This is a genomic window from Mesorhizobium sp. LSHC412B00 (assembly GCF_000503035.1).
In the GTDB taxonomy this organism is placed as follows: Bacteria; Pseudomonadota; Alphaproteobacteria; order Rhizobiales; family Rhizobiaceae; genus Mesorhizobium.
On record NZ_AYWB01000003.1, the window covers coordinates 1 to 21,968 of the forward strand.

A 21,968-nucleotide genomic window follows, 5' to 3' on the forward strand; every position below is an offset into this window, starting at 1 on the left:
AGGCGCAGGCAGCTTTCGGTGTTGGGGAAGATGCGCACGACATAGGTGCGCCGGCGGATTTCCTCGTTGAGCCGCTCCAGCATGTTGGTGGATTTGAGATGCTTGTGGTGCTGTCTGGGCAGCCTGAAGAAGGTCAGGGTTTGTTCGATGGCATCCTCGGCCCAGCCTGTCAGGCGCGGATAGCGTGCCGACCATTTGGCAAGCCATGCGGCAAGATCAGCCCTGGCCTCTGCGAGATCGCGCCGGTCGTAGAGCCAGCGCAATTCCTGCAGGCAGTCGTCGCCGTGCTTCCTCGGCAGATGATCGAGCGCGTTCCTGAGGAAGTGCACGTAGCAGCGTTGCCAGGCGGCTTCGGGGATCACCTCGCCGATCGCTGCCACCAGGCCGGCGTGATGGACACAACCAACTCGACGCCCTTGAGGCCGCGCGCCTTGAGGCCGACGAGGAAGTCCCTCCAGGCCGAGCGGCTCTCGCGATTGGCCATCTCCACGGCCAGGATCTGGCGCCTTCCGTCCCAGTCGATACCGACCGCTATCAGCACCGCCTGGCTCATGACAACACCGGCTTCACGCACCTTCTCGTAGCGCGCATCGAGGATGAGGTAAGGAAACGGCTCTTGAAGGGGGCGCCTGGCAAAGGCAGCGAGGCTCTCGTCCAGCCGCTTGTTGATGGCCGAGATCGACGAGGCCGAGAAGGCATGGCCGCACAGTTCTTCCGTGATCGCCTTCACCTTGCGGGTCGACACGCCCTGCACATACATCTCCGCCAGTGTCGCCACCAAGGCCCGCTCGGAACGCTGGTAGCGCTCGAACAGCTCGGTGGAGAAGCGCCCGGCCCGGTCCTGCGGAACNACCTTGCGGGTCGACACGCCCTGCACATACATCTCCGCAAGCGTCGCAACCAAGGCCCGCTCGGAACGCTGGTAGCGCTCGAACAGCTCGGTGGAGAAGCGCCCGGCCCGGTCCTGCGGAACCCGCAGCTCGAGCTTGCCGACCCGCGTCACAAGGGTGCGGCCGTAATAGCCCGAGCGATAGCCAAGCCGTTCGGGCGTGCGCTCGCTCTTCGAGGCACCCAGCGCCTCGTCCATCTCGGCCTCAAGCACCTCCTGCATCACCGCACGGAGCACTTCGTGCAATCCATCCGGGTTCGAAAGCAAAATGTCTTTGACGGCAGCGCTGGTCGATTTACCTTCTGTCTTGGTCATGGTGGCGTTCCTTCCAGGAAATCGGTGACGTTGAACATCACCAGCCTGCCATGACCGCCCCCTCTCAGCGAATTTGCAGAACTCTCAGCACACTACCGAAATTGACCAGGCAGGCCTCCGGCGGATTCGGATAGGCGGCGACCTCCCGCCACAATTGCAGCAGCGCGTCCGGGATCGGCGGCCATGGCTCTCCGGTGAGTGGGTGCGTTGGCTGGTAGCGATAACCCAGTTCCTTGTCGGTGACCCAGCCGAGCGAGCCGCAATTGGTCATGCGCACGCTCATCTCCTTGCCGGTCCGCGGCATCGCCGGCACGTACAGCGGCGCCCGCTGTACAATGGTCCTCACCTCTTCGACCAGCGCTTCCTGCGCCGCGCGGGACAGATAACCAGGCATATGGCGGACGCCTTTGGGCAGAACGAGCATGACTTCGCCTCCGGTTGATACTGAAACCATGCCACCGCCAATCAGAAACGGCGACCCGAAAGCCACCGTTGTCGGTCTCCCTTTCTGTGGCAATGGTGAAACCTTGCGGCTGCGGCTCCGAAGGGGAGGCCGCTTTATGCACGCAGTCGGCGCGGTCCTTAGTCGTTCTCTACCCGGCCGCGCAGCTTTTTGATCGTGCCGCGCCCTGCCTTGCTTTGCAGCCGCCGCTCCACCGAGCCTTTCGACGGCCTGGTCTTCTTGCGCGGCGGCGGCGGCGGTTCCGCGGCCTTGGCGACCAGCGCCGTCAGCCTTGCCCGGGCATCGGCCCGGTTCTGCTCCTGGGTGCGGAAGCGGCCGGCCTCGATGACGATGACGCCGTCCTTGGTGGCGCGCTGGCCGGCGAGCTTGATCGTGCGCGCGCGCACGCGTGCGGACAGGCCAGCCGCATTGGCGGCGTCGAAGCGCAATTGGACGGCGGTCGCCACCTTGTTGACGTTCTGGCCGCCGGGACCCGACGAGCGGATGAAATCCTCGTGCAGGTCGCCCGGATGGATTACGGCTTCGTCTGATATGATGATGTCGTCGATAGGCATGCCGCAGTCATGGCGCGGCGGACCAAAAAAGAAAAGGCCCGATCGAGACCGCGCCTTTCAAGGATGCTTCGGTGAAGACGCCTCGACTATTCCGCAGCTTCCTGCAGGCGGGGTGCTGCGCCGAGCACGACGGCATCGACATGGCTCTCGAATTTCTCGAAGTTGACGGCGAACATGCCGACCAATCGCGCTGCCTGCCGGTCATAGGCTGCCTTGTCGGCCCAGGTCGAACGCGGGTCGAGAATGGCGCTGTCGACGCCAGGCACAGCAACCGGCACCTCGAAGCCGAAATTGGCGTCGGTGCGGAAACCGGACGCCTTCAACGAACCGTCAAGCGCTGCGGCCAGCAAGGCGCGCGTCGCCTTGATCGGCATGCGCTTGCCGGTGCCGTAGGCGCCGCCGGTCCAGCCGGTGTTGACCAGCCAGCAATCGGCGCCGTGGCGGGCGATCAGCTCGCGCAGCAGATTGCCGTATTCCTTGGGGTGGCGCGGCATGAACGGGGCGCCGAAGCAGGTCGAGAAAGTCGCTTCCGGCTCGGTAACGCCCTTCTCGGTGCCGGCCACCTTGGCGGTGTAGCCGGAGAGGAAGTGGTACATCGCCTGCGCCGGGGTCAGCCGGGCGATCGGCGGCATGATGCCGAAGGCATCGGCGGTCAGCATGATGATGTTTTTCGGGTGGCTGGCCCGTCCGCTCTTCGAGGCATTGGGGATGAAATCCAGCGGATAGGCGCAGCGCGTGTTTTCGGTGAGCCGGCCGTCGTTGAAGTCCGGCACGCGGTCGGCGTTGAGCACGACATTTTCCAGCACCGTGCCGAAACGCTGCGTGGTGGCGAAAATCTCCGGCTCGGCCTCGGCCGACAGCCGGATCGTCTTGGCGTAGCAGCCGCCTTCGAAGTTGAAGATGCCGTGCGGTCCCCAGCCGTGCTCGTCGTCGCCGATGAGCGTACGTGACGGATCGGCCGACAGCGTCGTCTTGCCCGTCCCGGAAAGCCCGAAGAAGATCGCTGCGTCGCCGCCCGGGCCCTCATTGGCCGAGCAGTGCATCGGCATGACGCCCTTTTCCGGCAGCAGATAGTTGAGCATGGTGAACACCGATTTCTTCATCTCGCCGGCATAGGAAGTGCCGCCGATGAGCACGATCTTGCGGGTGAGATCGACCGCAATCACCGTTTCGGTGCGGCTGCCGTGGCGGGCCGGATCGGCGCGGAAGGACGGCAGGTCGATGATCGTCATCTCCGGCACGAAATCCTCGAGCTCGGCGGCCTGCGGGCGGATCAAAAGATTGCGGATGAACAGCGAGTGCCAGGCGAATTCGGTGATGACCCGCGTCGGCAGCTTCAGCTCGGCATCGGCGCCGCCGACGAGGTCCTGCACATAGAGATCGCTATTCGCGGCGTGGACAAGGAAATCGGCGAGCAGCATTTCGAACTGGCCCGCCGAAATCGCCTTGTTGTTGTCCCACCAGACATGGGGCTCGGTGGCGCCATCGCGGACGACAAACTTGTCCTTGGGCGAGCGGCCAGTGTGCTGGCCGGTCTCGGCAAGCAGCGCGCCGCCGGCGGTCAACCGGGCCTCGCCACGACGGATCGCTGCCTCATAAAGGGCGGCCGCACCAAAATTATAATGCACCGTGCCGGTGGTTTTCAGGCCGATACGATCGATCGCGCAAGCAGAATTGCGTTTGCCGACTTCCGACATCAAGGGTCCCTTCTTCTGGATTCGCCGCACTTTGCCGGCGCGTTTCCGGCGAGCCCGCGTTAGGGGCTGAGACGGTGAGAACCAGAAAACTCGAATGATATCAAATCATTAATCGATTTAAAAATTTTGAAAGTTGTTTAAATCGTTTATATGTGCAAAAAATCACGGTGGTTGCCCAAAGGATTGGCACACAGTGTTCGTCCAACCCGTGTAGAGGTTCCGATGGGGCCGCCGGCAAGCCGTCCGCGACAGCGGGTGGAGCCTGTGCCACATTTTGTACCTAATTTGTCCTGCAAAAGCCCCTTCTCTAAGACAGAAGGGACAGCTCATGAGGGAGCCGCTTGAAATGGCAACAATCGCGCTTGTCGATGACGACCGCAACATTCTGACATCGGTGTCGATCGCCCTCGAGTCCGAGGGGTATCGCGTCGAGACCTACACGGATGGTGCGTCGGCGCTGGAAGGCCTGGCGGCGCGGCCGCCGAATCTCGCCATCCTCGACATCAAGATGCCGCGCATGGACGGCATGGAGCTGTTGCGCCGGATGCGGCAGAAGTCCGACCTACCGGTGATCTTCCTGACCTCGAAGGACGATGAGATCGATGAGCTTTTCGGCCTCAAGATGGGCGCCGACGATTTCATCCGCAAACCGTTCTCGCAGCGCCTGCTGGTCGAGCGGGTGCGCGCCGTGCTGCGCCGCGCCAGCGCCCGCGAATCTGCGGCAAAGGCGCCCAGCCAGCAGGCCCGTTCGCTGGAACGCGGCCAGCTGGTCATGGACCAGGAACGCCATACCTGCACCTGGAAGGGCGAGCCGGTGACGCTGACGGTCACCGAATTTCTCATCCTGCACTCGCTGGCGCAGCGCCCCGGCGTGGTAAAAAGCCGTGATGCGCTGATGGATTCGGCCTATGATGAGCAGGTCTATGTCGACGACCGCACCATCGATAGCCACATCAAGCGGCTGCGCAAGAAGTTCAAGGCCGTCGATGACGACTTCGAAATGATCGAAACCCTTTACGGAGTCGGATACCGGTTCCGCGAAGCTTGAGTTGATGCATGTCGCCCAAAAGTGGTCGCGTTTTTGGGACGACGACATGCATAAAACCAAAGACTAGGCGGGAGCTGCTATTCGATGGCAGTGGATGTACAGCGGAGCAGACGAACGAGCGCTGTCAGGCGGTCGCGGATTCTGCCCGCATTCCTGTCGAGGTTGACGGTGCCGATGCGCCGCTTCCTCGGCCACCACATCTTTTCCAGCCTGACCCGGCGCATCCTGTTCCTCAACCTGGCCGGCCTCGCCGTGCTGGTCACCGGCATCCTCTATCTCAACACCTTCCGCGACGGGCTGATCGACGCCCGCGTCGAAAGCCTGATGACGCAGGGCGAGATCATCGCCGGCGCCATTGCCGCGTCGGCAACGGTCGAGACCGATTCGATCAGCATCGATCCGGAAAAACTGCTCGAACTGCAGGCCGGTGAAAGCCTGGGGCCGGGCTCAGACCAGCTCGACAATCTGGATTTCCCGATCAATCCCGAGCGCGTCGCGCCGGTGCTGCGGCGGCTGATTTCGCCGACGCGCACCCGGGCCCGCATCTATGACCGCGACGCCAATCTGCTGCTCGATTCGCGCCATCTCTATTCGCGCGGCCAGATCCTGCGCTACGACCTGCCGCCGGTCGAGGACGAGCAGCCGGATATGCTGGAGCGCGTGCAGAAATTCGTCTTCGACTTCTTCCGCAACAAGGACCTGCCCGTCTACCATGAGCAGCCCGGCGGCAACGGTGCGGCCTTCCCGGAAGTGGTCAAGGCGCTGACCGGCAGTCCATCGACGATCGTGCGGGTGAGCGAACAAGGCGAGCAGATCGTTTCGGTGGCGGTGCCGATCCAGCGCTTCCGCGCCGTTCTCGGCGTGCTGATGCTGTCGACGGAAGGCGGCGACATCGACAAGATCGTCGCCGCCGAGCGCAAGGCTATTTTGCGCGTGTTCGGCATCGCCGCCCTGGTCACCGCCATCCTGTCGATGCTGCTCGCATCCACCATCGCCAATCCGCTGCGCCGGCTATCGGCGGCGGCAGTGCGGGTGCGGCGCGGCGTCAAGAGCCGCGAGGAGATCCCCGACTTTTCCGACCGCCAGGACGAGATCGGCAATTTGTCGGTCGCGGTGCGCGACATGACCAATGCGCTCTATGCCCGCATCGAGGCGATCGAAAGCTTCGCCGCCGATGTCTCGCACGAGCTGAAGAACCCGCTGACCTCGCTGCGCAGCGCGGTGGAGACCTTGCCGCTGGCCAAGAACGACAATTCACGCGGCAGGCTGATGGAGATCATCCAGCACGATGTCCGGCGTCTCGACCGGCTGATCACCGACATTTCCGATGCCTCGCGCCTCGACGCCGAACTGGCGCGTGAGGATGCCGCCACGGTCGATTTGAAGAAATTCATTACCGATCTCGTCGCCGTGTCGCGCGAAGCGACGCGCAACAAAAAGGCTGTCGAGATCGAATTCAAGGCCGCCAAGCTGCCGCAAGGCGTCAAAGGCTATTTCGTCACCGGCCATGATCTGAGGATCGGCCAGGTCATCACCAATCTGATCGAGAATGCCCGCTCCTTCGTGCCGGAGGACCACGGCCATATCGCCATTTCCCTGGCACGCTCGGGCAAGGTCAACATCGTCACCGTCGACGACAACGGCCCCGGAATCCGCGCCGACGCCATCGACCGCATCTTCGAGCGCTTCTACACCGACCGCCCGGCGGGCGAGGCGTTCGGCCAGAATTCGGGGCTTGGCCTGTCGATATCCAGGCAGATCGTCGAAGCCCATGGCGGCACGCTGACCGCCGAGAACATCCCCGGCACCAAGCCCGGCGACATCAAGGGCGCGCGCTTCGTCGTTACGCTGCCGGCCGAAGGCTGATCACGGCTGCGCATGCCCGATCCCACCGCGGAACCCGAGAACATCCATGCCACCGCAGTCCTGATTGGCGAGCGGGGCGTCCTGATCACCGGGCCGTCCGGCTCGGGCAAGACAACGCTGGCGCTGGCGCTCATCGACCATTTCAGCCGGCTCGGGCTGTTTGCGCGGCTGATCGGCGACGACCAGCTGTTTGTCGCGGCGCGTTTCGGGCGGCTGGTCTGCCATGCGCCCGCCAGCATTGCCGGCCTCGCAGAGGTGCCCGGACTTGGTCCGAAGCCGCTTTTGTTCCAACCTGTGGGAGTCATCGACCTTACGATCCAGCTGGTTGCCGCTAACGCTGTGGAGCGTTTCCAGGAAGAGTCGAGCGCGACCATTGCCGGCTGTGTGGTGCCGCGCATCGACCTCGTTCAGCGCAACGTCACTGCGGCTTTGCCGGCGGTAATGGCGCGGCTGGCGATTGCGCCTTTCGTATGATCCGCCGCCGGTTTTTTGCTGCAATGCGTCAAATTGGCCATGGCCGACGCAATTTTGGGCTTGTCAACGCGCCGCGCGTCGACAAGATAGCGCTCCCGCCGCCTGGGATGGCCGGCGAGCATAAAAAGCGCCTGTGAAGCGGCGATGACGGGAGCCACCATAGAATGATCGGACTCGTGCTTGTAACGCACGGTCAACTGGCCGCCGAGTTCCGCCATGCCGTGGAACATGTCGTGGGGCCACAAGACAATTTCGAAACCGTGGCAATCGGCGCCGATGACGATATGGAGCAGCGTCGGCGCGATATCGTCGACGCCGTCGGCCGCGTCGACACCGGGACCGGGGTCATCGTTCTGACCGATATGTTCGGCGGCACGCCTTCCAACCTCGCCATTTCGGTGATGGAATCCGGTCGCACCGAGGTCATCGCCGGCATGAACCTGCCGATGCTGATCAAGCTGTCGTCGATCCGCAAGGGCGACAACATGGCGACCGCGCTCGACGAGGCGCAGGCCGCGGGGCGCAAATACATCAATGTCGCAAGTCAGCTGCTGAGCAGCAAATGAACGCGCTGTCGCCCGGTGAGATCGTGCGCGAGTTCCCGATCGTCAACCAGCGCGGCCTGCATGCGCGCGCCTCGGCGAAGTTCGTCCAGGTCGCCAGCGGCTTCGACGCCACCGTCCATGTCGAGAAGGATGGTCTCAAGGTCGGCGGCACCTCGATCATGGGGCTGATGATGCTGGCGGCGAGCCCCGGTTATTCGATCCGCGTCACCGCCAGCGGCGCTGAAGCCGCAGCGGCGATGGACGCGCTGGAGCAGCTGGTCGCCTCGCGCTTCGGCGAAGAGTGCTGAAGTTTTTGCTTTGAACGCCGTTGTCCCAAAACCGCGGGATACTTTTGGGCGGCATGCATCCCCGTAAAACACATACGCGCATAAAGATTTCTTTATATCCCATTGTCGTCTTGGCGGCGATCTGCTAGTCAGGCCGGCATTCCGCGCCCTTCGACGCGCCGTGTGGCGCAGGCGCATTCTGAAGACAAATCACACCGGAGCACTGCCATGACAGGTAGCAAGGACTATGTGGTCGCCGACATCTCGCTTGCCGGCTGGGGCCGCAAGGAACTCGATATCGCCGAAACCGAAATGCCGGGCCTGATGGCCTGCCGCGAGGAATTCGGCGACAAGAAGCCGTTGAAAGGTGCGCGCATCACCGGCTCGCTGCACATGACCATCCAGACTGCGGTGCTGATCGAGACGCTGAAGGCGCTTGGCGCCGATATCCGCTGGGCCTCGTGCAACATCTTCTCGACCCAGGACCATGCGGCCGCAGCCATCGCCGAGGCCGGCATCCCGGTGTTCGCCGTCAAGGGCGAGTCGCTCGAGGAGTATTGGGACTACACCGACAGGATCTTCCAGTGGGCCGATGGCGGCCTCTCCAACATGATCCTCGACGATGGCGGCGACGCCACGATGTACATACTGATCGGCGCCCGCGCCGAGGCCGGCGAGGACGTGCTGTCCAACCCGCAGAGCGAGGAAGAGGAATACTTCTACGCCCAGGTCAAGAAGCGCCTGAAGGCCTCGCCCGGCTTCTTCACCAAGCAGAAGGAAGCCATTCGCGGCGTCACCGAAGAGACGACGACGGGCGTCAACCGGCTCTACCAGCTGCAGAAGAAGGGCCTGCTGCCGTTCCCCGCGATCAACGTCAACGACTCGGTCACCAAGTCGAAGTTCGACAACAAATATGGCTGCAAGGAATCGCTGGTCGACGGCATCCGCCGCGGCACCGACACCATGATGGCCGGCAAGGTTGCGGTCGTCTGCGGCTATGGCGACGTCGGCAAGGGCTCGTCGGCTTCGCTCAAGGGCGCCGGCGCCCGCGTCAAGGTCACCGAAGTCGATCCGATCTGCGCGCTGCAAGCGGCGATGGACGGCTTTGAAGTCGTCACGCTGGAAGATGCCGCACCGACCGCCGACATCGTCATCACCACCACCGGCAACAAGGATGTCGTCACCCTCGACCACATGCGCTCGATGAAGGACATGGTGATCGTCGGCAATATCGGCCACTTCGACAATGAGATCCAGGTCGCGTCGCTGCGCAACCTGCAATGGACCAACGTCAAGCCGCAGGTCGACATGATAACCTTCCCGGACGGCAAGCGGATGATCCTGCTGTCCGAGGGGCGCCTGCTCAACCTCGGCAACGCGACCGGTCATCCGAGCTTCGTGATGTCGGCTTCGTTCACCAATCAGGTGCTGGCGCAGATCGAGCTCTACACCAAGCCCGGCCAGTACCAGAACCAGGTCTATGTGCTGCCCAAGCACCTCGACGAGAAGGTGGCGCGTCTGCATCTCGACAAGCTTGGAGCCCGCTTGACCGAACTTTCCGGCGAACAGGCCGCCTATATCGGCGTGACCCCGCAGGGTCCGTTCAAGCCGGAACACTACCGCTATTAGCCAAAGCGGCGTTTACCACTAGATATTGAAGCCGGGCGATTGACTTTTCGCCCGGCTTCTTTTTTGCGCGGATGATTCTTCACGCCGATTCCAGCACGCGCTATTGTGCTGATTCGTGGGCCGGGGACGAGGCCGGCGTACGCATCGAGAGCATGATTCGAACCGAAGGACCGCGTCAGCGAAAAGTGGGAAGCGGTTTTCGGAAAAGATCATGCCCTTTAGAAAAGAGTTAGGTCAGAAGGGCGTTTCCATCAAACGTGATCCTGATCTAGGCGGTCTTGCATTCAGGCGGCGAAGAGGACCAAGGCATGCCGGGGGAAAACCCGCCTCGCGCGGGATCGGCCGTTTCCGGCGGCCATGACGATTCCGATAGCAATGGCTCCGTCACGACAGGCGGTGGCCTGAAGAGGCGCGTTGGCGCCCGCACCGCCGGCTTTCTTGCCACCTCAGCTCTTGCCGGCCCGCTCACCTCGTTTGCCGCCCATGCCGAGCCGGCCATTGCGCAGAAGGCCGGACTGTCGGTCAGCGCGGTCGAAGTCATCCAGCTCGCCATGTTCGTCGGCGTCATGGGCGCGGCACTGGTCTCGGCCATCTTCCTGATCCGCGAAAGAGCCCGCACCTCGGCGCAGAATGTCGAACTCAGAGCCCGCATTGCCGACATCAATGCGGCGCTGCAGCGCTCCGAGGCGCTGCTCAATCTGCGTGACCAGCGCGTCATCGTCTGGGCGTCGGAGAACAAGAAGCCGGAGCTGATCGGCACGCTGCCGCTGGAAAGCGGTGCGCCGGACGACCGTGCAGCCTTCCTCGCCTTCGGCCGCTGGCTGATGCCGCGCTCGGCGGCGGCGCTCGAAAATGCCGTCGCTGGTCTGCGCGAGAAAGCGAAACCCTTTGATCTCGTGATCGAATCGCAGGCCGGGGCGCCGCTTGAAGTGCATGGCCGCAAGAGCGCCGCGCATGTGCTGGTGCGCTTCGTCTCGCTGTCGGAAACTCAGAGGAGCCAAGCCAGGCTGAAGATCGAGAACCAGCGGCTGGCCGCCGACTACGAGACCATGATCGGCCTGCTCGACGCCTTGCCGATGCCGGCCTGGCTGCGCGCCACCGACGGGCGGCTGAAATGGGTCAACCGTGCCTATGCCGGAGCGGTCGAGGCACCGAACGCCGAGACCGCGGTGCGCGAAGCCAAGGAATTCCTCGGCGCCCAGGCGCGCGAACAGATCGCCGCGCAGCACAAATCGCGCCCGATCTTCGAACAGACGCTGTCGACGGTGATCGAGGGCGACCGCCGGGTGTTCGCCGTCACCGACTTCGCCGGTGCCGACGGCTCGGCCGGTCTTGCCTGCGACACCAGCGCCACCGAAACCATTCGCGGCGAATATGAGCGCACGGTGCGCAGCCATGCCGACACGCTCGACCAGCTCAACACGGCGGTGGCGATCTTCGATGCCAACGAGAAGTTGCGCTTCTTCAACCAGGCGTTCCAGAAACTGTGGGGGCTGGACCCGGGCTTCCTGCACAGCGCGCCCGACAATGCGCTGCTGCTCGACCGGCTGCGCAGCGAAGGCAAGATCGCCGAGCAGCCGGAATGGCGGCGCTGGAAAGAAGGCCTGCTTGGCGCCTACCGCGCGGTGGAATCGCAAGAGCATTGGTGGCATCTGCCCGACGGCAAGACCATCCGCGTGGTGGCCAACCCGCAGCCGAAGGGCGGCGTGACCTGGGTGTTCGAGAACCTGACCGAGAAGATGGACCTCGAAAGCCGCTACCAGACGGCGGTGCGGGTCCAGGGCGAAACGCTCGACAATTTGGCCGAAGGCGTCGCCGTGTTCGGTCCCGATGGGCGGCTGCGCCTGTCGAACCCGGCCTTTGTCGCGCTGTGGGGACTGAGCCAGGATGTGATCAAGCCCAACGTCCATGTCTCGGCGATCCGCGATCTCAGCGACCAGCGCGCCGTCGACAGCCCGTGGGGCGGGTTCGTCGCCGCCATCACCGGTTTCGACGACGAGCGCCGCGACCGCCATGGCCAGACCGAACTGAAGAACGGCACAGTGCTCAGCTACGCCGTCATCCCGCTGCCCAACGGCCAGGTGATGATGACCTTTGTGGACGTCACCGACAGCGTCAATGTCGAGCGCGCGCTGAAGGACAAGAACGAAGCGCTGCAGAAATCCGACCAGCTGAAGAACGAGTTCGTGCAGCATGTCTCCTACGAGCTGCGCTCGCCGCTGACCAACATCATCGGCTTCACCGAGCTTCTGTCGCTGCCGGCGACCGGGCCGCTCAGCCCAAAGCAGCGCGAATATGTCGAGCATGTCGGCTCGTCATCCTCGGTGCTGCTCACCATCGTCAACGACATACTCGACCTCGCCACCGTCGACGCCGGCATCATGCAGCTCGACATTTCGGAAGTAAGCGTCGAGCGCACCATCGAGGCCGCGGCCGAACTGGTCGCCGACCGGCTGCAAGAGCATTCGATCAAGCTCCGGATCGACGCCGCTGCGGCGCCGAAGAGTTTTCACGGCGACGAGACCCGGGTTCGCCAGATCCTCTACAATCTGCTCAGCAACGCCGCCAATTACGCGCCGGAGGCGAGCACTATCACGCTTGCCTGCCGGCATTTGGAGCAAGGTGTGGAATTCTCCGTCCATGACAACGGCCCCGGCATGCCGCCGGACCTGCTCGATTCGGTGTTCCGCCGCTTCGAGCCGCGCACCAATGGCGGGCGCCGGCGCGGTGCGGGCTTAGGCCTGTCGATCGTCAAGAGCTTTGTCGAGCTGCACGGCGGCAGCGTGCGCATCGAGACCGGCAAGGACAAGGGCACCACCGTCATCTGCACCTTCCCCGATGCACCGTCGGGCATCCGCGCCGCGGCCGAGTAGCGCGCTCGATGACCGTTGTTGTGCTGGAGCGTTTTCTCGCCGACGAGGCTGCGACCGCAAGGCTCGGCGAAGACCTGGCCATGGCGCTGCGGCCGGGCGACGTGCTGGCGCTCAAGGGCGATCTCGGCGCCGGCAAGTCGACGCTGGCGCGGGCCCTGATCAGGGCGCTGGCCGATGATGCCGGCCTCGATGTGCCGAGCCCTACCTTCACCTTGGTGCAAAGCTACGACACGCGCATCCCCGTGCACCATTTCGATCTCTATCGCCTGTCCTCGGCCGGCGAGATGGACGAGCTGGGTTTCGACGAGGCGCTGCTGCAGGGCGCTGCCCTTGTCGAGTGGCCGGAACGGGCGGAGGCCGCTCTTCCGAGAACGTCGATCTGGATCGAACTCGTCCATCAGGACGAAGGACGATTGGCGAAACTATCGGGCCAAGGCGTTGCCTTCGAACGCGTGGCCCGATCGCTGGCGATGCGCGATTTCCTCAAAACGGCCGGTTGGGGCGACGCCGCGCGGCGCCATTTCGTCGGCGACGCCTCGGCGCGCTCTTACGAGATTGTTTCGCTCGCCGGCCTTGCGCCGCGCGTGCTGATGAATTCGCCAAGGCTGGTGCTGGGGCCGCCGGTGCGCGACGGCAAGCCCTATGCCGTGATCGCCCACACGGCGCAGTCGGTCACCGCTTTCGTCGCCATCGACAAGGCGCTGCTGGCGCAAGGTGTCAGTGTCCCAAAAATCCATGCCGAGGATCTCGAACGGGGCTTTCTGCTGCTGGAGCATCTGGGCTCGGAAGGTTTTCTCGACGGCAATGATGAGCCGGTGGCCGAGCGCTACGCGGCAGCGGCCGAATTGCTGGCGATGATGCATGGGAAGACCTGGCCGCAGCGCATGGAGGCCGTGCCGGGCGTCTTCCACGAGGTGCCGCCCTTCGATCGCGCCGCCATGCTGATCGAAGCCGATCTCTTGGTCGATTGGTATGTGCCGATGGTGACCGGCAGCCCGGCAAGCGAGGCTTTACGCGCCGGCTATCACAGGGAATGGAACGCGGTTCTCGATCGGCTGGACACACAGGAATACACGCTGATGCTGCGCGACTTCCATTCGCCCAACATCATCTGGCGCGGTGACCGCAAAGGCCACGACCGGCTGGGCATCGTCGATGTCCAGGACGCGCTGATGGGTCCGGCGGCCTATGACGTTGCGTCGCTGGCCATGGATGCCCGCGTCACCGTTTCGCCCGATATCGAGCAGCGGACCGTGGACGCCTATGTCGCTGCGCGCCACGCCGCCGGCGGCTTCGATGAGGACGCCTTCCGCGCGGCCTATGCGATCATGGCGGCGCAGCGCAATTCGAAGATCCTCGGCATTTTCGTGCGGCTCGAAAAGCGCGACGGCAAGCCCTATTATCTCCGACACCTGCCGCGCATCCGCGATTATCTCAGGCGGGCGCTGGCGCACCCGGCGCTGGCTCAGTTGAAGGAGTTTTACATGGCACATGGCCTGCTGGAGGAACGGCTCCCGTGACCTTGACCACAGCGATGGTGCTGGCGGCTGGTCTTGGCAAGCGCATGCGGCCGATCACCGACACCATGCCGAAGCCGCTGGTGCGGATCGCCGGCAGGACCTTGCTCGACTGGGGGCTGGACAGTCTCGAAGCGGCCGGCGTCGAGAAAGCCATCGTCAACGTGCACTATCTGCCGGACCAGATCGTCGCCCATATCGCCCACAGGCGGGCGCCAAAGATCGTCATTTCCGACGAGCGCGACGCACTGCTGAATTCGGCGGGTGGCATCGTCAAGGCATTGCCGCTGCTGGGCAGCGACCCCTTCTACATCATCAACGCCGATACGTTCTGGATCGACAGCGGCCAGCCCAGCCTCGAGCGCCTTGCCCTTGCATGGGACGGCGCGAAAATGGATATTCTGCTGATGCTTACCGATCTCGACTCGGCCACCGGACACGGTGTCGGCACGGATTTCCTGATGGCGCCGGATGGCGGCCTGCGGCGCTCGAAAGGCGATCCGGCCGGGTTGATCTATGCCGGAGCGGCAATCGTCAATCCCGCCATCTTCAGGGATGCGCCGGCCGGGGCGCATTCGCTCAACACCCATTTCGACAAGGCAATCGCCTCTGGCCGTCTGTTCGGCATGCAGATGCGCGGAAGCTGGATCACCGTCGGCACTCCCGACGCCATTCCGCAGGCGGAAGCGGCCGCCGCCGAAGCTCTCGCGAAGGTGGTATGAGCGGCGCGCGCCGCGTTCTTTCGATCCCGCCCGGAGCGCCATTCCTGCCGACTCTGGCCGAGGCCTTGCTGGCCGGACGGCTGGTGCCCGGCTTCCGGTTCGACGGCGATCCGCTGGCGCTGGCTGATGTCACCATCTATGTGCCGACACGGCGCGCGGCCCGTGCGCTGCGCGGCGCTTTTGTCGACGCGCTTTCGGGACCGGGGGGGAGCCGCCGTTCGGCGATCCTGCCGGTCATCCGCCCGCTCGGAGAGTTCGACGAGGACGAAGCCGCCTTCGACGCCGGCACGCCGACCGAGCTTGAAATGGCGCCGCCGATCGCAGCCATCGAACGCCTGCTGCTACTGGCGCCGCTGGTGCGGGCCTGGAAGCGCACCTTGCCGGCGCATGTCCTTGATATGTTCAACGAAGAGATCGTCGTGCCGGCCTCCGCCGCCGATGCGATCTGGCTGGCGCGCGACCTCGCCCGGCTGATGGACGAGATCGAAACCGAAGGCACGGACTGGACCAGGCTTGCCGATCTGGTCACCGGCAATCTTGCCGGATGGTGGCTTGTGACGCTCGATTTCCTCCGTATCGTCACCGAGGCCTGGCCGAAATTGCTGGAGGAGCGCGACCGCTCCAACCCGGCCGCGCACCGCAATGCGCTGATCCGGCGCGAGGCGAAGCGGCTGGAACGCAACCCGCCCAAAGGCCCGGTGATCGCCGCCGGCTCGACGGGCTCTATTCCGGCCACGGCTGAACTGCTTGCCACGGTCGCCAGCCTGCCTAACGGCGCCGTGGTGCTGCCCGGGCTCGATGGGATGCTGGACGAACCGTCTTTTGCCGCGATTGCGGCGCCCGGTGCGCGGCCGGCACTGCTCGGCCACCCACAATACGGCATGGCCAAGCTGATCGGCAAGGTTGGCGTGCTGCGTGGCGATGTCGAGGAAGTGGTCGCCGCCGAGCCCGCACTGGTGCTCCGCGCGGCCCTTGTCGGCGAGGCGCTGCGTCCGGCCGAGACCACGGAACTATGGGCCGAGACCCGCATACGCTTCAACGCCCTGGATATCGCCGAGGCCTTCGCCGATGTGACGCTGGTCGAAGCCGCCAGCGAACGCGACGAGGCGGCGGCGATCGCCATCGCGCTGAAAACCGCCGTGGAACAGCCGGGGCACAGGGCAGCGCTCGTTACCGGCGACCGCGGGCTGGCGCGGCGCGTCTCGGCCGAGCTGTTGCGCTTCGGTGTGATCGCTGACGATTCCGGCGGCACGCCGCTCGCCAACACGCCTGCCGCCAGCCTGCTGCGGCTCACACTTCAAGCGGTATTCCGGCCCGGCGATCCCGTCGGCCTTTTGTCGCTGCTCAAGCATCCGCTGCTCGGGCTCGGACTTGAGCGCACCGGCGTGCGCCATGCCGCCGAGCTCATCGAACTCGTGGCGCTGCGCGGCGGCACCGGACGCCCCGACATCGCCGCCTTGCCAGCACTGTTCGAGGAGCGTCTCGCCGGGCTGAGCGGGGACAAGCGCCAGCCCTTCTGGTTTTCGCGCCTGAGCGTGCGCGGCATCGACGATGCCCGCGATATGCTGAGCCGGCTTGTGACGGCACTGGCGCCGCTGACCGCCTTTCGCGGTGAAGAGAATGCCGATCTTGTCGCGTTGACCAGAGCGAGCGTCGCCGCGCTGGAAAATCTCGGCCGCACGGCGGAGCGCAGCCTGGCTGAATTTTATGCCGGCGACGCCGGCGAGAAACTCGCCGAGCTGCTGCGCGGTGTGGTCGCGGCCTCGGCCTCGTTCGACTTCCCGGCCGACGAATGGCCTGATGTGATGGACGCGCTGGTAGCACCGGAAACGGTCAAGCCCGGGCAAGGCACCGACCGCAACATCGCCATTTGGGGGGCGCTGGAAGCGCGGCTGCAGAATGTCGACACGCTGGTCATTGGCGGGCTGAACGAGGGCGTGTGGCCACGCAAGCCGGAAAGCGATCGCTTCATGTCGCGGTTGATGAAGACCGGCATCGATCTCGAGCCGCCGGAGCGCCGTATCGGCCTTGCCGCCCACGACTTCCAGATGGCGATGGGGGCGAAAAAGGTGGTGCTGACGCGCTCCGCCCGAGCCGGCGACGCACCGGCGGTGCCGTCGCGCTGGCTGCAGCGCATCCTCACCTTCATCGGCAAGGATCCTGCAGCCGCACTGCGCGGACGCGGCGACGAATTGCTTGCCTGGGCGCGCGCGCTCGATGCCGGCGAGCGGCAGCATTTCGCGCCGCGACCGCAGCCGAAACCGCCGCTGAGCATGCGGCCCACCCACTTCTCGGTGACCGAGATCGAGACGTTGCGACGCGACCCCTATGCGGTCTATGCAAGGCGTATTCTGAGCCTTCTGCCGCTCGAGCCGGTGATCCGCGATCCCGGCGCGGCCGAGCGCGGCACGCTGTTTCATGACATCCTGCATCTGTTCTCGACAGAGGTTGCGGACCCGCGCGCGCCGGAAGCCCTGGAGCGCCTTATCGCCGCCGGCCGGACCTGCTTTGCCGAGATCGCCCTGCCCGCCGATGTCGAGGCTGTGTGGTGGCCGCGCTTCGAAAAACTTGCCGCCAACATCATCGAATGGGAGCGCGGCCGCGCTCCCGCCGTCGCCCGGCGGCATGCCGAGGAGCGCGCCGAAAAGACCGCTGTCGGCCGCACCGGCGTGACGCTGTCCGGCTATGCCGACCGCGTCGACCTTTTGGCCGGTGGCATGGCCGACATTCTCGACTACAAGACCGGCTCGTCCCCGTCCAAGGCGCAGGCCCACACGCTGCTGGCGCCACAGCTGGCGCTCGAAGGGGCGCTGCTCCGGCGCGGCGCCTTCAAGGGGCTTGGCGCGCGCGAGCCCTCCCAGCTCGCATTCGTGCGGCTGAAGCCGAATGGCGAAGTGTTCGAGGAATCCATCCTCGACTACAACCGCCAGCCTCGGACCGCCGAAGACCTCGCCGAGGAGGCTTGGGCGCGGTTGGAAAAGCTGCTGGTCCACTATGCCGATCCGACGACCGGCTATCTGTCGCGGGCGCTGCCTTTTCGCGAGGGCGAGAGCGATGGCGATTACGACCATCTGGCGCGCGTGCTCGAATGGTCGGCCGGCGGCGACAGCGATGACGAGGCGGGGGAGGCATGAAAAAAGCCTATCCCATCCCCAGCGAAACCGCCGCCAGCCAGGCGCGCGCCTCCGACCCGAAGAACTCGGCCTGGGTGTCCGCCAATGCCGGCTCGGGCAAGACGCATGTGCTGGCCCAGCGCGTCATCCGGCTGCTGCTCAACGGCACCGATCCGTCGAAGATCCTGTGCCTGACCTATACGCGGGCGGCCGCCGCCAACATGTCGAACCGCGTGTTCTCGACCCTGTCGGAATGGACGGCGCTCGGCGATGCCGAGCTTGCCACAAAGATTGAGGCGGTGGACGGCCGCCGACCCGACCGCGACACGATGCGGCGGGCGCGCCGGCTGTTTGCCGAAGCGCTGGAAACGCCGGGCGGGCTGAAGATCCAGACCATCCACGCCTTCTGCGAATCGGTGCTGCACCAGTTTCCGCTGGAGGCCAACATCCCGGCGCATTTCGAAATGCTCGATCCGCAGATGGAGGCCTCGCTGTTTGCTGGCGCCCGCCGGGACATGATTTCGGGCACGTCAGCCGGAGACACCGGACTGGCCGAGGCCTTTGCCACCGTGCTGGAGCGCGGCGGCGAACACGGACTCGATGCGCTGCTCGCCGAAATCGTGCGCAAGCGCGACGGCTTACGCGGCTTCATCGGTGCGGTCCGGCGCGACGGCGGCGGCTTTCAGGCCCTGTTCGACGAATTCCATTTTCGCCCCGGGCGGAGCGCCGAAGACATAGCGGCATCGGTATGGCCGCTGCCGGGTTTCCTGCCGGACTTCTTTGCAGTGTTCGCCAGTGCCGCCGAGGCCGCCGACGCCCGCACCGTGCTCAACAATCTCTTGCCCTATGCCCGGTTGGCCTTTGCCGAGACGGACCCGACCCGCCGGCTGCAGATGCTCGGCAAAGCCTTTCTCAAGGCCGATGGCGACCCCTATGATCCCTCAAAGTTGTTCAAGAAGGCGCTGCTCGGCCGGCTGCCCGACCTTCCCGAGCGCTATCTGGCGGCCGTCAAGTCGATAACAGACGTCTCCGACCGGCTGGCGCTGTTCCGGATGCTGGGAGGCACGGTCGCGGCGTTGACCATAGCCGACTGGCTGATCGTGCGGTACGAGCGCCTGAAGCGCAGCCGCGGCTTTCTCGATTTCAACGACCTCATCACCCGCACCGTCAACCTTCTGGCGCGGCCCGATGCCGGCCCCTGGGTGCAGTACAAGCTCGACCAGGGCATCGACCACATCCTGCTCGACGAGGCGCAGGACACCAGCCCCGACCAATGGGAGGTGGTGAAGCGGCTGGCGGAGGAGTTCTTTGCCGGCCACGGCCAGCGCGGCACGGCCAATCGCACGGTGTTTGCCGTCGGCGACGAAAAGCAGTCGATCTATTCCTTCCAGGGTGCCGCACCGGATTCCTTTGCCGACAGCCGGCTCTTGTTTTCCGGACGCGTGAACGCAGCCAATGCTTCGTTTGCCGACCTGAAACTGACCTGGTCGTTCCGTTCGACCGACGACGTGCTTGCCGCAGTCGACCGCGTCTTTGCCGATCCGGGCGTGCGGCGCGGCATCAGCCACGACCCCGATCCGCTCGACCACAAGGCGATCCGCAACGACGCGCCTGGCTATGTCGAGGTCTGGCCGTCGCTCGGCGCTGACGCCGTCGAGGAGCCCGACGACTGGACGTTGCCGGTCAATCATGCCAGCGCGCCGGCTGTGCGGGTGGCCGAGCACGTGGCTGCGACCATCCAGACCTGGCTCAAGGACCGCGAGATCATCGAGGGCAAGGGACGCAGGCTGAGGGCCGGCGACATTCTTGTGCTGGTGCGCAAGCGCGACCGCTTCGTCCATGCGCTGTCGCGCGCGCTGAAGGACCGCGATATTCCCGTCGCCGGCGCCGACCGGCTGAGCCTGCCCGACCACATCGCGGTCAAGGACCTGATCGCACTCGGCCATTTCCTCATCCAGCCGCAGGATGACCTGTCGCTCGCCGCCGTGCTGCGCAGCCCGGTTTTCGACGTGTCGGAGGAGACGCTTTTTACGCTTGGCGCCGGACGGCCAGCCGGAACATCGCTGATCGCCTCATTACGCCAGCATGCTGGCGACAATACCGCGCTGACCGATGTCGTTGCCCGGCTCGACGGCTGGGCCAACGAGGCGGCGTTCCGGCCGGTGTTCGAATTCTACGCCGGGGTGCTGGCGCGCGACGGCCTGCGCAAGAAGATGATCGCCCGGCTTGGACCGGAAGCCGGCGATATTCTCGACGAGTTCCTGAGTTTCTGTCTGGCCGAAGAACGCACCGGCTTGCCGGGGCTGGAGGCTTTCCTGGCGACGCTGGAAAACACCGGCCCGGAGATCAAGCGCGAGATGGACCAGACGCGCGACGAGGTCCGCGTCATGACCGTGCATGCCGCCAAGGGCCTGGAAGCGCCTGTTGTCTTCCTGGTCGATGGCGGTTCGGCGCCGTTCAGCGACCAGCATCTGCCGCGGCTCATGCCGTTCGACGCTTCGGGCCGCAATTTCGACGGCAAGGGCTATCTCTGGCGCTCGGCCGCCGATGTCGCCAACGGCTTCTCCAAGGCGGCCTCGGCCAGGGCGCGGGAGCTTGCCGACGACGAATACCGGCGGCTGCTCTATGTCGGCATGACGCGCGCCGAGGACCGGCTGATCGTCTGCGGCTATCACGGCAAGCGTCAGCCCAGCACCGGCACCTGGCATTCGATTGTCAGCCGCGCGCTGCTTGCCGCGCCGGAAAGCACGGAGCGCCGCCACCCCGCCAGCAGCGAGCCGGTGCACCGTTTCGTCATGACCAAGCTTCCGCCGGTGGCGCAAGCGGCAGCCGACGAGTCGCGGCTGCCGCAACAGGTGCCGCCGCTGCCGGTGGGCTTGTTCCGGCCCTTGCCGCCTTATGAGGAGCTGCCGCGCCCGCTGTCGCCTTCCGGCGCGTCGGCGCTGATCGACGAGGCCAAGGAAGCTGTTGTCGATACCCGCTCGCCGGTGCTGGACAGCGAGGCGGAGCCGGGCTTTGCGGTGATGCGCGGGCTGGCGCTGCACAAGCTGCTGCAGATGCTGCCCGGTTTTGCCGAAGACGAACGGCAAGGCGCGGCGGCGCAGTATCTCATTCGAGCCGGCGCCGACTGGCCGGAGGCCGAGCGCAACAAGGCGCTGGCTTCGGTGATGGCGATCCTCAGAGATTCGCGTTTTGCCGGGCTGTTTTCGCCGTCGTCCCGCGCCGAAGTTGCTGTGATGGGCAGCCTTGAGGTCAAGGGCAGGCTGCGCTCGATCTCCGGCAAGATCGACCGGCTGGCGGTGACGCCCGGGCGCGTATCGATCGTCGACTACAAGACCAACCGGCCGGCGCCCGCAGGCCTGGCCCAGGTGCCGCCGGCCTATATCCTGCAGCTGGCGCTCTACCGCGCGCTGCTCCAGCCGCTTTACCCCGGCCGCGCGGTGACGGCAGCACTGCTGTTCACCGAGGCACCGAGGCTTATCGAACTGCCGGTGCAAGCGATGGATGACGCCCTTGCCCGACTCACGGGAGCGTGACACAAGTTCTGCTTGAAGAAGGGCTGCTGAACCACCACATTTGGTGCGAGATAAATTTCGAAAGGATTTTCGTATGGCCACCGTCAAGGTCGACAAGAGCAATTTCCAGGCCGATGTGCTCAACGCCTCGCAGCCCGTCGTCGTGGATTTCTGGGCCGAATGGTGCGGCCCCTGCAAGATGATCGGTCCGTCGCTGGAAGAGATCGCCAACGAACTCGGCGACAAGATCAAGATCGCCAAGCTGAACATCGACGAGAACCCCGAGCTTGCCGCCCAATTCGGCGTGCGCTCGATCCCGACGCTGATGATCTTCAAGGGCGGCGAAGTCGCCGACATGAAGGTCGGCGCCGCGCCGAAGACCGCGCTGTCGCACTGGATCAATGGCAGCCTCGCCTGATCTGGCTTTGTTTTGATGCATGTCGTCCTCCCAAAACCGGGAC

14 protein-coding genes and 2 pseudogenes are annotated in these 21,968 nt (G+C 64.9%); 12 read left to right on the forward strand and 4 right to left on the reverse strand.

Features of this window, described 5'->3' with window-relative positions; genetic code table 11:
- The 4 genes and pseudogenes from X757_RS01000000164620 to X757_RS158025 form a co-directional block, all read right to left on the reverse strand.
- Positions 1-1,204: pseudogene (locus tag X757_RS01000000164620) on the reverse strand (IS256 family transposase); the annotation flags it as partial.
- A 97-nt stretch (positions 1,205-1,301) separates the two neighbouring features.
- Positions 1,302-1,628, reverse strand: a pseudogene (locus X757_RS158035) (alpha-ketoglutarate-dependent dioxygenase AlkB); the annotation flags it as partial.
- Between the two features lie 158 nt (positions 1,629-1,786).
- The gene (gene arfB / locus X757_RS158030; RefSeq protein WP_023725568.1) at positions 1,787-2,221 is read right to left on the reverse strand and encodes an alternative ribosome rescue aminoacyl-tRNA hydrolase ArfB; all 435 of its coding nucleotides are present in this window, start codon (positions 2,219-2,221) and stop codon (positions 1,787-1,789) included.
- 86 nt (positions 2,222-2,307) lie between these two features.
- On the reverse strand, positions 2,308-3,918 hold the full coding sequence (locus X757_RS158025; protein ID WP_023695997.1) for a phosphoenolpyruvate carboxykinase: 1,611 nt from the start codon (positions 3,916-3,918) through the stop codon (positions 2,308-2,310).
- Between the two features lie 346 nt (positions 3,919-4,264).
- Here X757_RS158025 and X757_RS158020 point away from each other — a divergent pair, with 346 nt between their 5' ends.
- The 12 genes from X757_RS158020 (at position 4,265) to trxA (ending at position 21,925) form a co-directional block, all read left to right on the forward strand.
- Positions 4,265-4,966, forward strand: a complete 702-nt coding sequence (locus X757_RS158020) for a response regulator transcription factor (protein WP_023725569.1) — start codon at positions 4,265-4,267, stop codon at positions 4,964-4,966.
- Positions 4,967-5,050: 84 nt separating this feature from the next.
- Positions 5,051-6,832 carry a sensor histidine kinase gene (locus X757_RS158015; RefSeq protein ID WP_023672307.1) on the forward strand — a complete coding sequence of 594 codons (1,782 nt, stop codon included), beginning with the start codon at positions 5,051-5,053 and terminating at the stop codon, positions 6,830-6,832.
- 12 nt (positions 6,833-6,844) lie between these two features.
- A complete protein-coding gene (locus tag X757_RS158010) occupies positions 6,845-7,306 on the forward strand; it encodes an HPr kinase/phosphorylase (RefSeq protein WP_023672306.1) in 462 nt (153 codons plus the stop codon).
- Between the two features lie 164 nt (positions 7,307-7,470).
- Positions 7,471-7,872, forward strand: a complete 402-nt coding sequence (locus X757_RS158005) for a PTS sugar transporter subunit IIA (RefSeq protein ID WP_023672304.1) — start codon at positions 7,471-7,473, stop codon at positions 7,870-7,872.
- A complete protein-coding gene (locus tag X757_RS158000; RefSeq protein WP_023672303.1) occupies positions 7,869-8,159 on the forward strand; it encodes an HPr family phosphocarrier protein in 291 nt (96 codons plus the stop codon). The genes X757_RS158005 and X757_RS158000 overlap by 4 nt, the downstream gene beginning before the upstream one ends.
- 207 nt (positions 8,160-8,366) lie before the next feature.
- A complete protein-coding gene (gene ahcY, locus X757_RS157995; RefSeq protein ID WP_023681401.1) occupies positions 8,367-9,767 on the forward strand; it encodes an adenosylhomocysteinase in 1,401 nt (466 codons plus the stop codon).
- A 308-nt stretch (positions 9,768-10,075) separates the two neighbouring features.
- Positions 10,076-12,640, forward strand: a complete 2,565-nt coding sequence (locus X757_RS157990) for a PAS domain-containing sensor histidine kinase (protein ID WP_023672300.1) — start codon at positions 10,076-10,078, stop codon at positions 12,638-12,640.
- 8 nt (positions 12,641-12,648) lie between these two features.
- Complete coding sequence (tsaE, locus tag X757_RS157985; protein ID WP_023672299.1) at positions 12,649-14,160, forward strand: tRNA (adenosine(37)-N6)-threonylcarbamoyltransferase complex ATPase subunit type 1 TsaE; 1,512 nt, start codon at positions 12,649-12,651, stop codon at positions 14,158-14,160.
- A gap of 14 nt (positions 14,161-14,174) precedes the next feature.
- Positions 14,175-14,879, forward strand: a complete 705-nt coding sequence (locus X757_RS157980; RefSeq protein ID WP_027049083.1) for a nucleotidyltransferase family protein — start codon at positions 14,175-14,177, stop codon at positions 14,877-14,879.
- Positions 14,876-18,013, forward strand: coding sequence for a double-strand break repair protein AddB (addB, locus tag X757_RS157975; protein ID WP_023725570.1), 3,138 nt, complete (start codon positions 14,876-14,878; stop codon positions 18,011-18,013). The genes X757_RS157980 and addB overlap by 4 nt, the downstream gene beginning before the upstream one ends.
- Positions 18,010-21,528, forward strand: coding sequence for a double-strand break repair helicase AddA (addA, locus tag X757_RS157970; protein ID WP_023725571.1), 3,519 nt, complete (start codon positions 18,010-18,012; stop codon positions 21,526-21,528). The genes addB and addA overlap by 4 nt, the downstream gene beginning before the upstream one ends.
- Positions 21,529-21,601: 73 nt before the next feature.
- Positions 21,602-21,925 (forward strand): thioredoxin, encoded by a 324-nt coding sequence (gene trxA, locus X757_RS157965; RefSeq protein ID WP_023672297.1) that lies wholly within the window; start codon positions 21,602-21,604, stop codon positions 21,923-21,925.
- Positions 21,926-21,968: the final 43 nt, after the last annotated feature.

What these genes read in the sequence shown, in the direction of transcription:
- X757_RS158000 (WP_023672303.1), top strand. Translation starts at nt 7,869, where the DNA reads ATGAACGCGCTGTCGCCCGGTGAGATCGTGCGCGAGTTCCCGATCGTC.
- addA (WP_023725571.1), top strand. Translation starts at nt 18,010, where the DNA reads ATGAAAAAAGCCTATCCCATCCCCAGCGAAACCGCCGCCAGCCAGGCG.
- tsaE (WP_023672299.1), top strand. Translation starts at nt 12,649, where the DNA reads ATGACCGTTGTTGTGCTGGAGCGTTTTCTCGCCGACGAGGCTGCGACC.
- X757_RS158010 (WP_023672306.1), top strand. Translation starts at nt 6,845, where the DNA reads ATGCCCGATCCCACCGCGGAACCCGAGAACATCCATGCCACCGCAGTC.
- X757_RS157980 (WP_027049083.1), top strand. Translation starts at nt 14,175, where the DNA reads ATGGTGCTGGCGGCTGGTCTTGGCAAGCGCATGCGGCCGATCACCGAC.
- X757_RS158005 (WP_023672304.1), top strand. Translation starts at nt 7,471, where the DNA reads ATGATCGGACTCGTGCTTGTAACGCACGGTCAACTGGCCGCCGAGTTC.
- X757_RS157990 (WP_023672300.1), top strand. Translation starts at nt 10,076, where the DNA reads ATGCCGGGGGAAAACCCGCCTCGCGCGGGATCGGCCGTTTCCGGCGGC.
- trxA (WP_023672297.1), top strand. Translation starts at nt 21,602, where the DNA reads ATGGCCACCGTCAAGGTCGACAAGAGCAATTTCCAGGCCGATGTGCTC.
- ahcY (WP_023681401.1), top strand. Translation starts at nt 8,367, where the DNA reads ATGACAGGTAGCAAGGACTATGTGGTCGCCGACATCTCGCTTGCCGGC.
- X757_RS158015 (WP_023672307.1), top strand. Translation starts at nt 5,051, where the DNA reads ATGGCAGTGGATGTACAGCGGAGCAGACGAACGAGCGCTGTCAGGCGG.
- addB (WP_023725570.1), top strand. Translation starts at nt 14,876, where the DNA reads ATGAGCGGCGCGCGCCGCGTTCTTTCGATCCCGCCCGGAGCGCCATTC.
- arfB (WP_023725568.1), bottom strand. Translation starts at nt 2,221, where the DNA reads ATGCCTATCGACGACATCATCATATCAGACGAAGCCGTAATCCATCCG.
- X757_RS158025 (WP_023695997.1), bottom strand. Translation starts at nt 3,918, where the DNA reads ATGTCGGAAGTCGGCAAACGCAATTCTGCTTGCGCGATCGATCGTATC.
- X757_RS158020 (WP_023725569.1), top strand. Translation starts at nt 4,265, where the DNA reads ATGGCAACAATCGCGCTTGTCGATGACGACCGCAACATTCTGACATCG.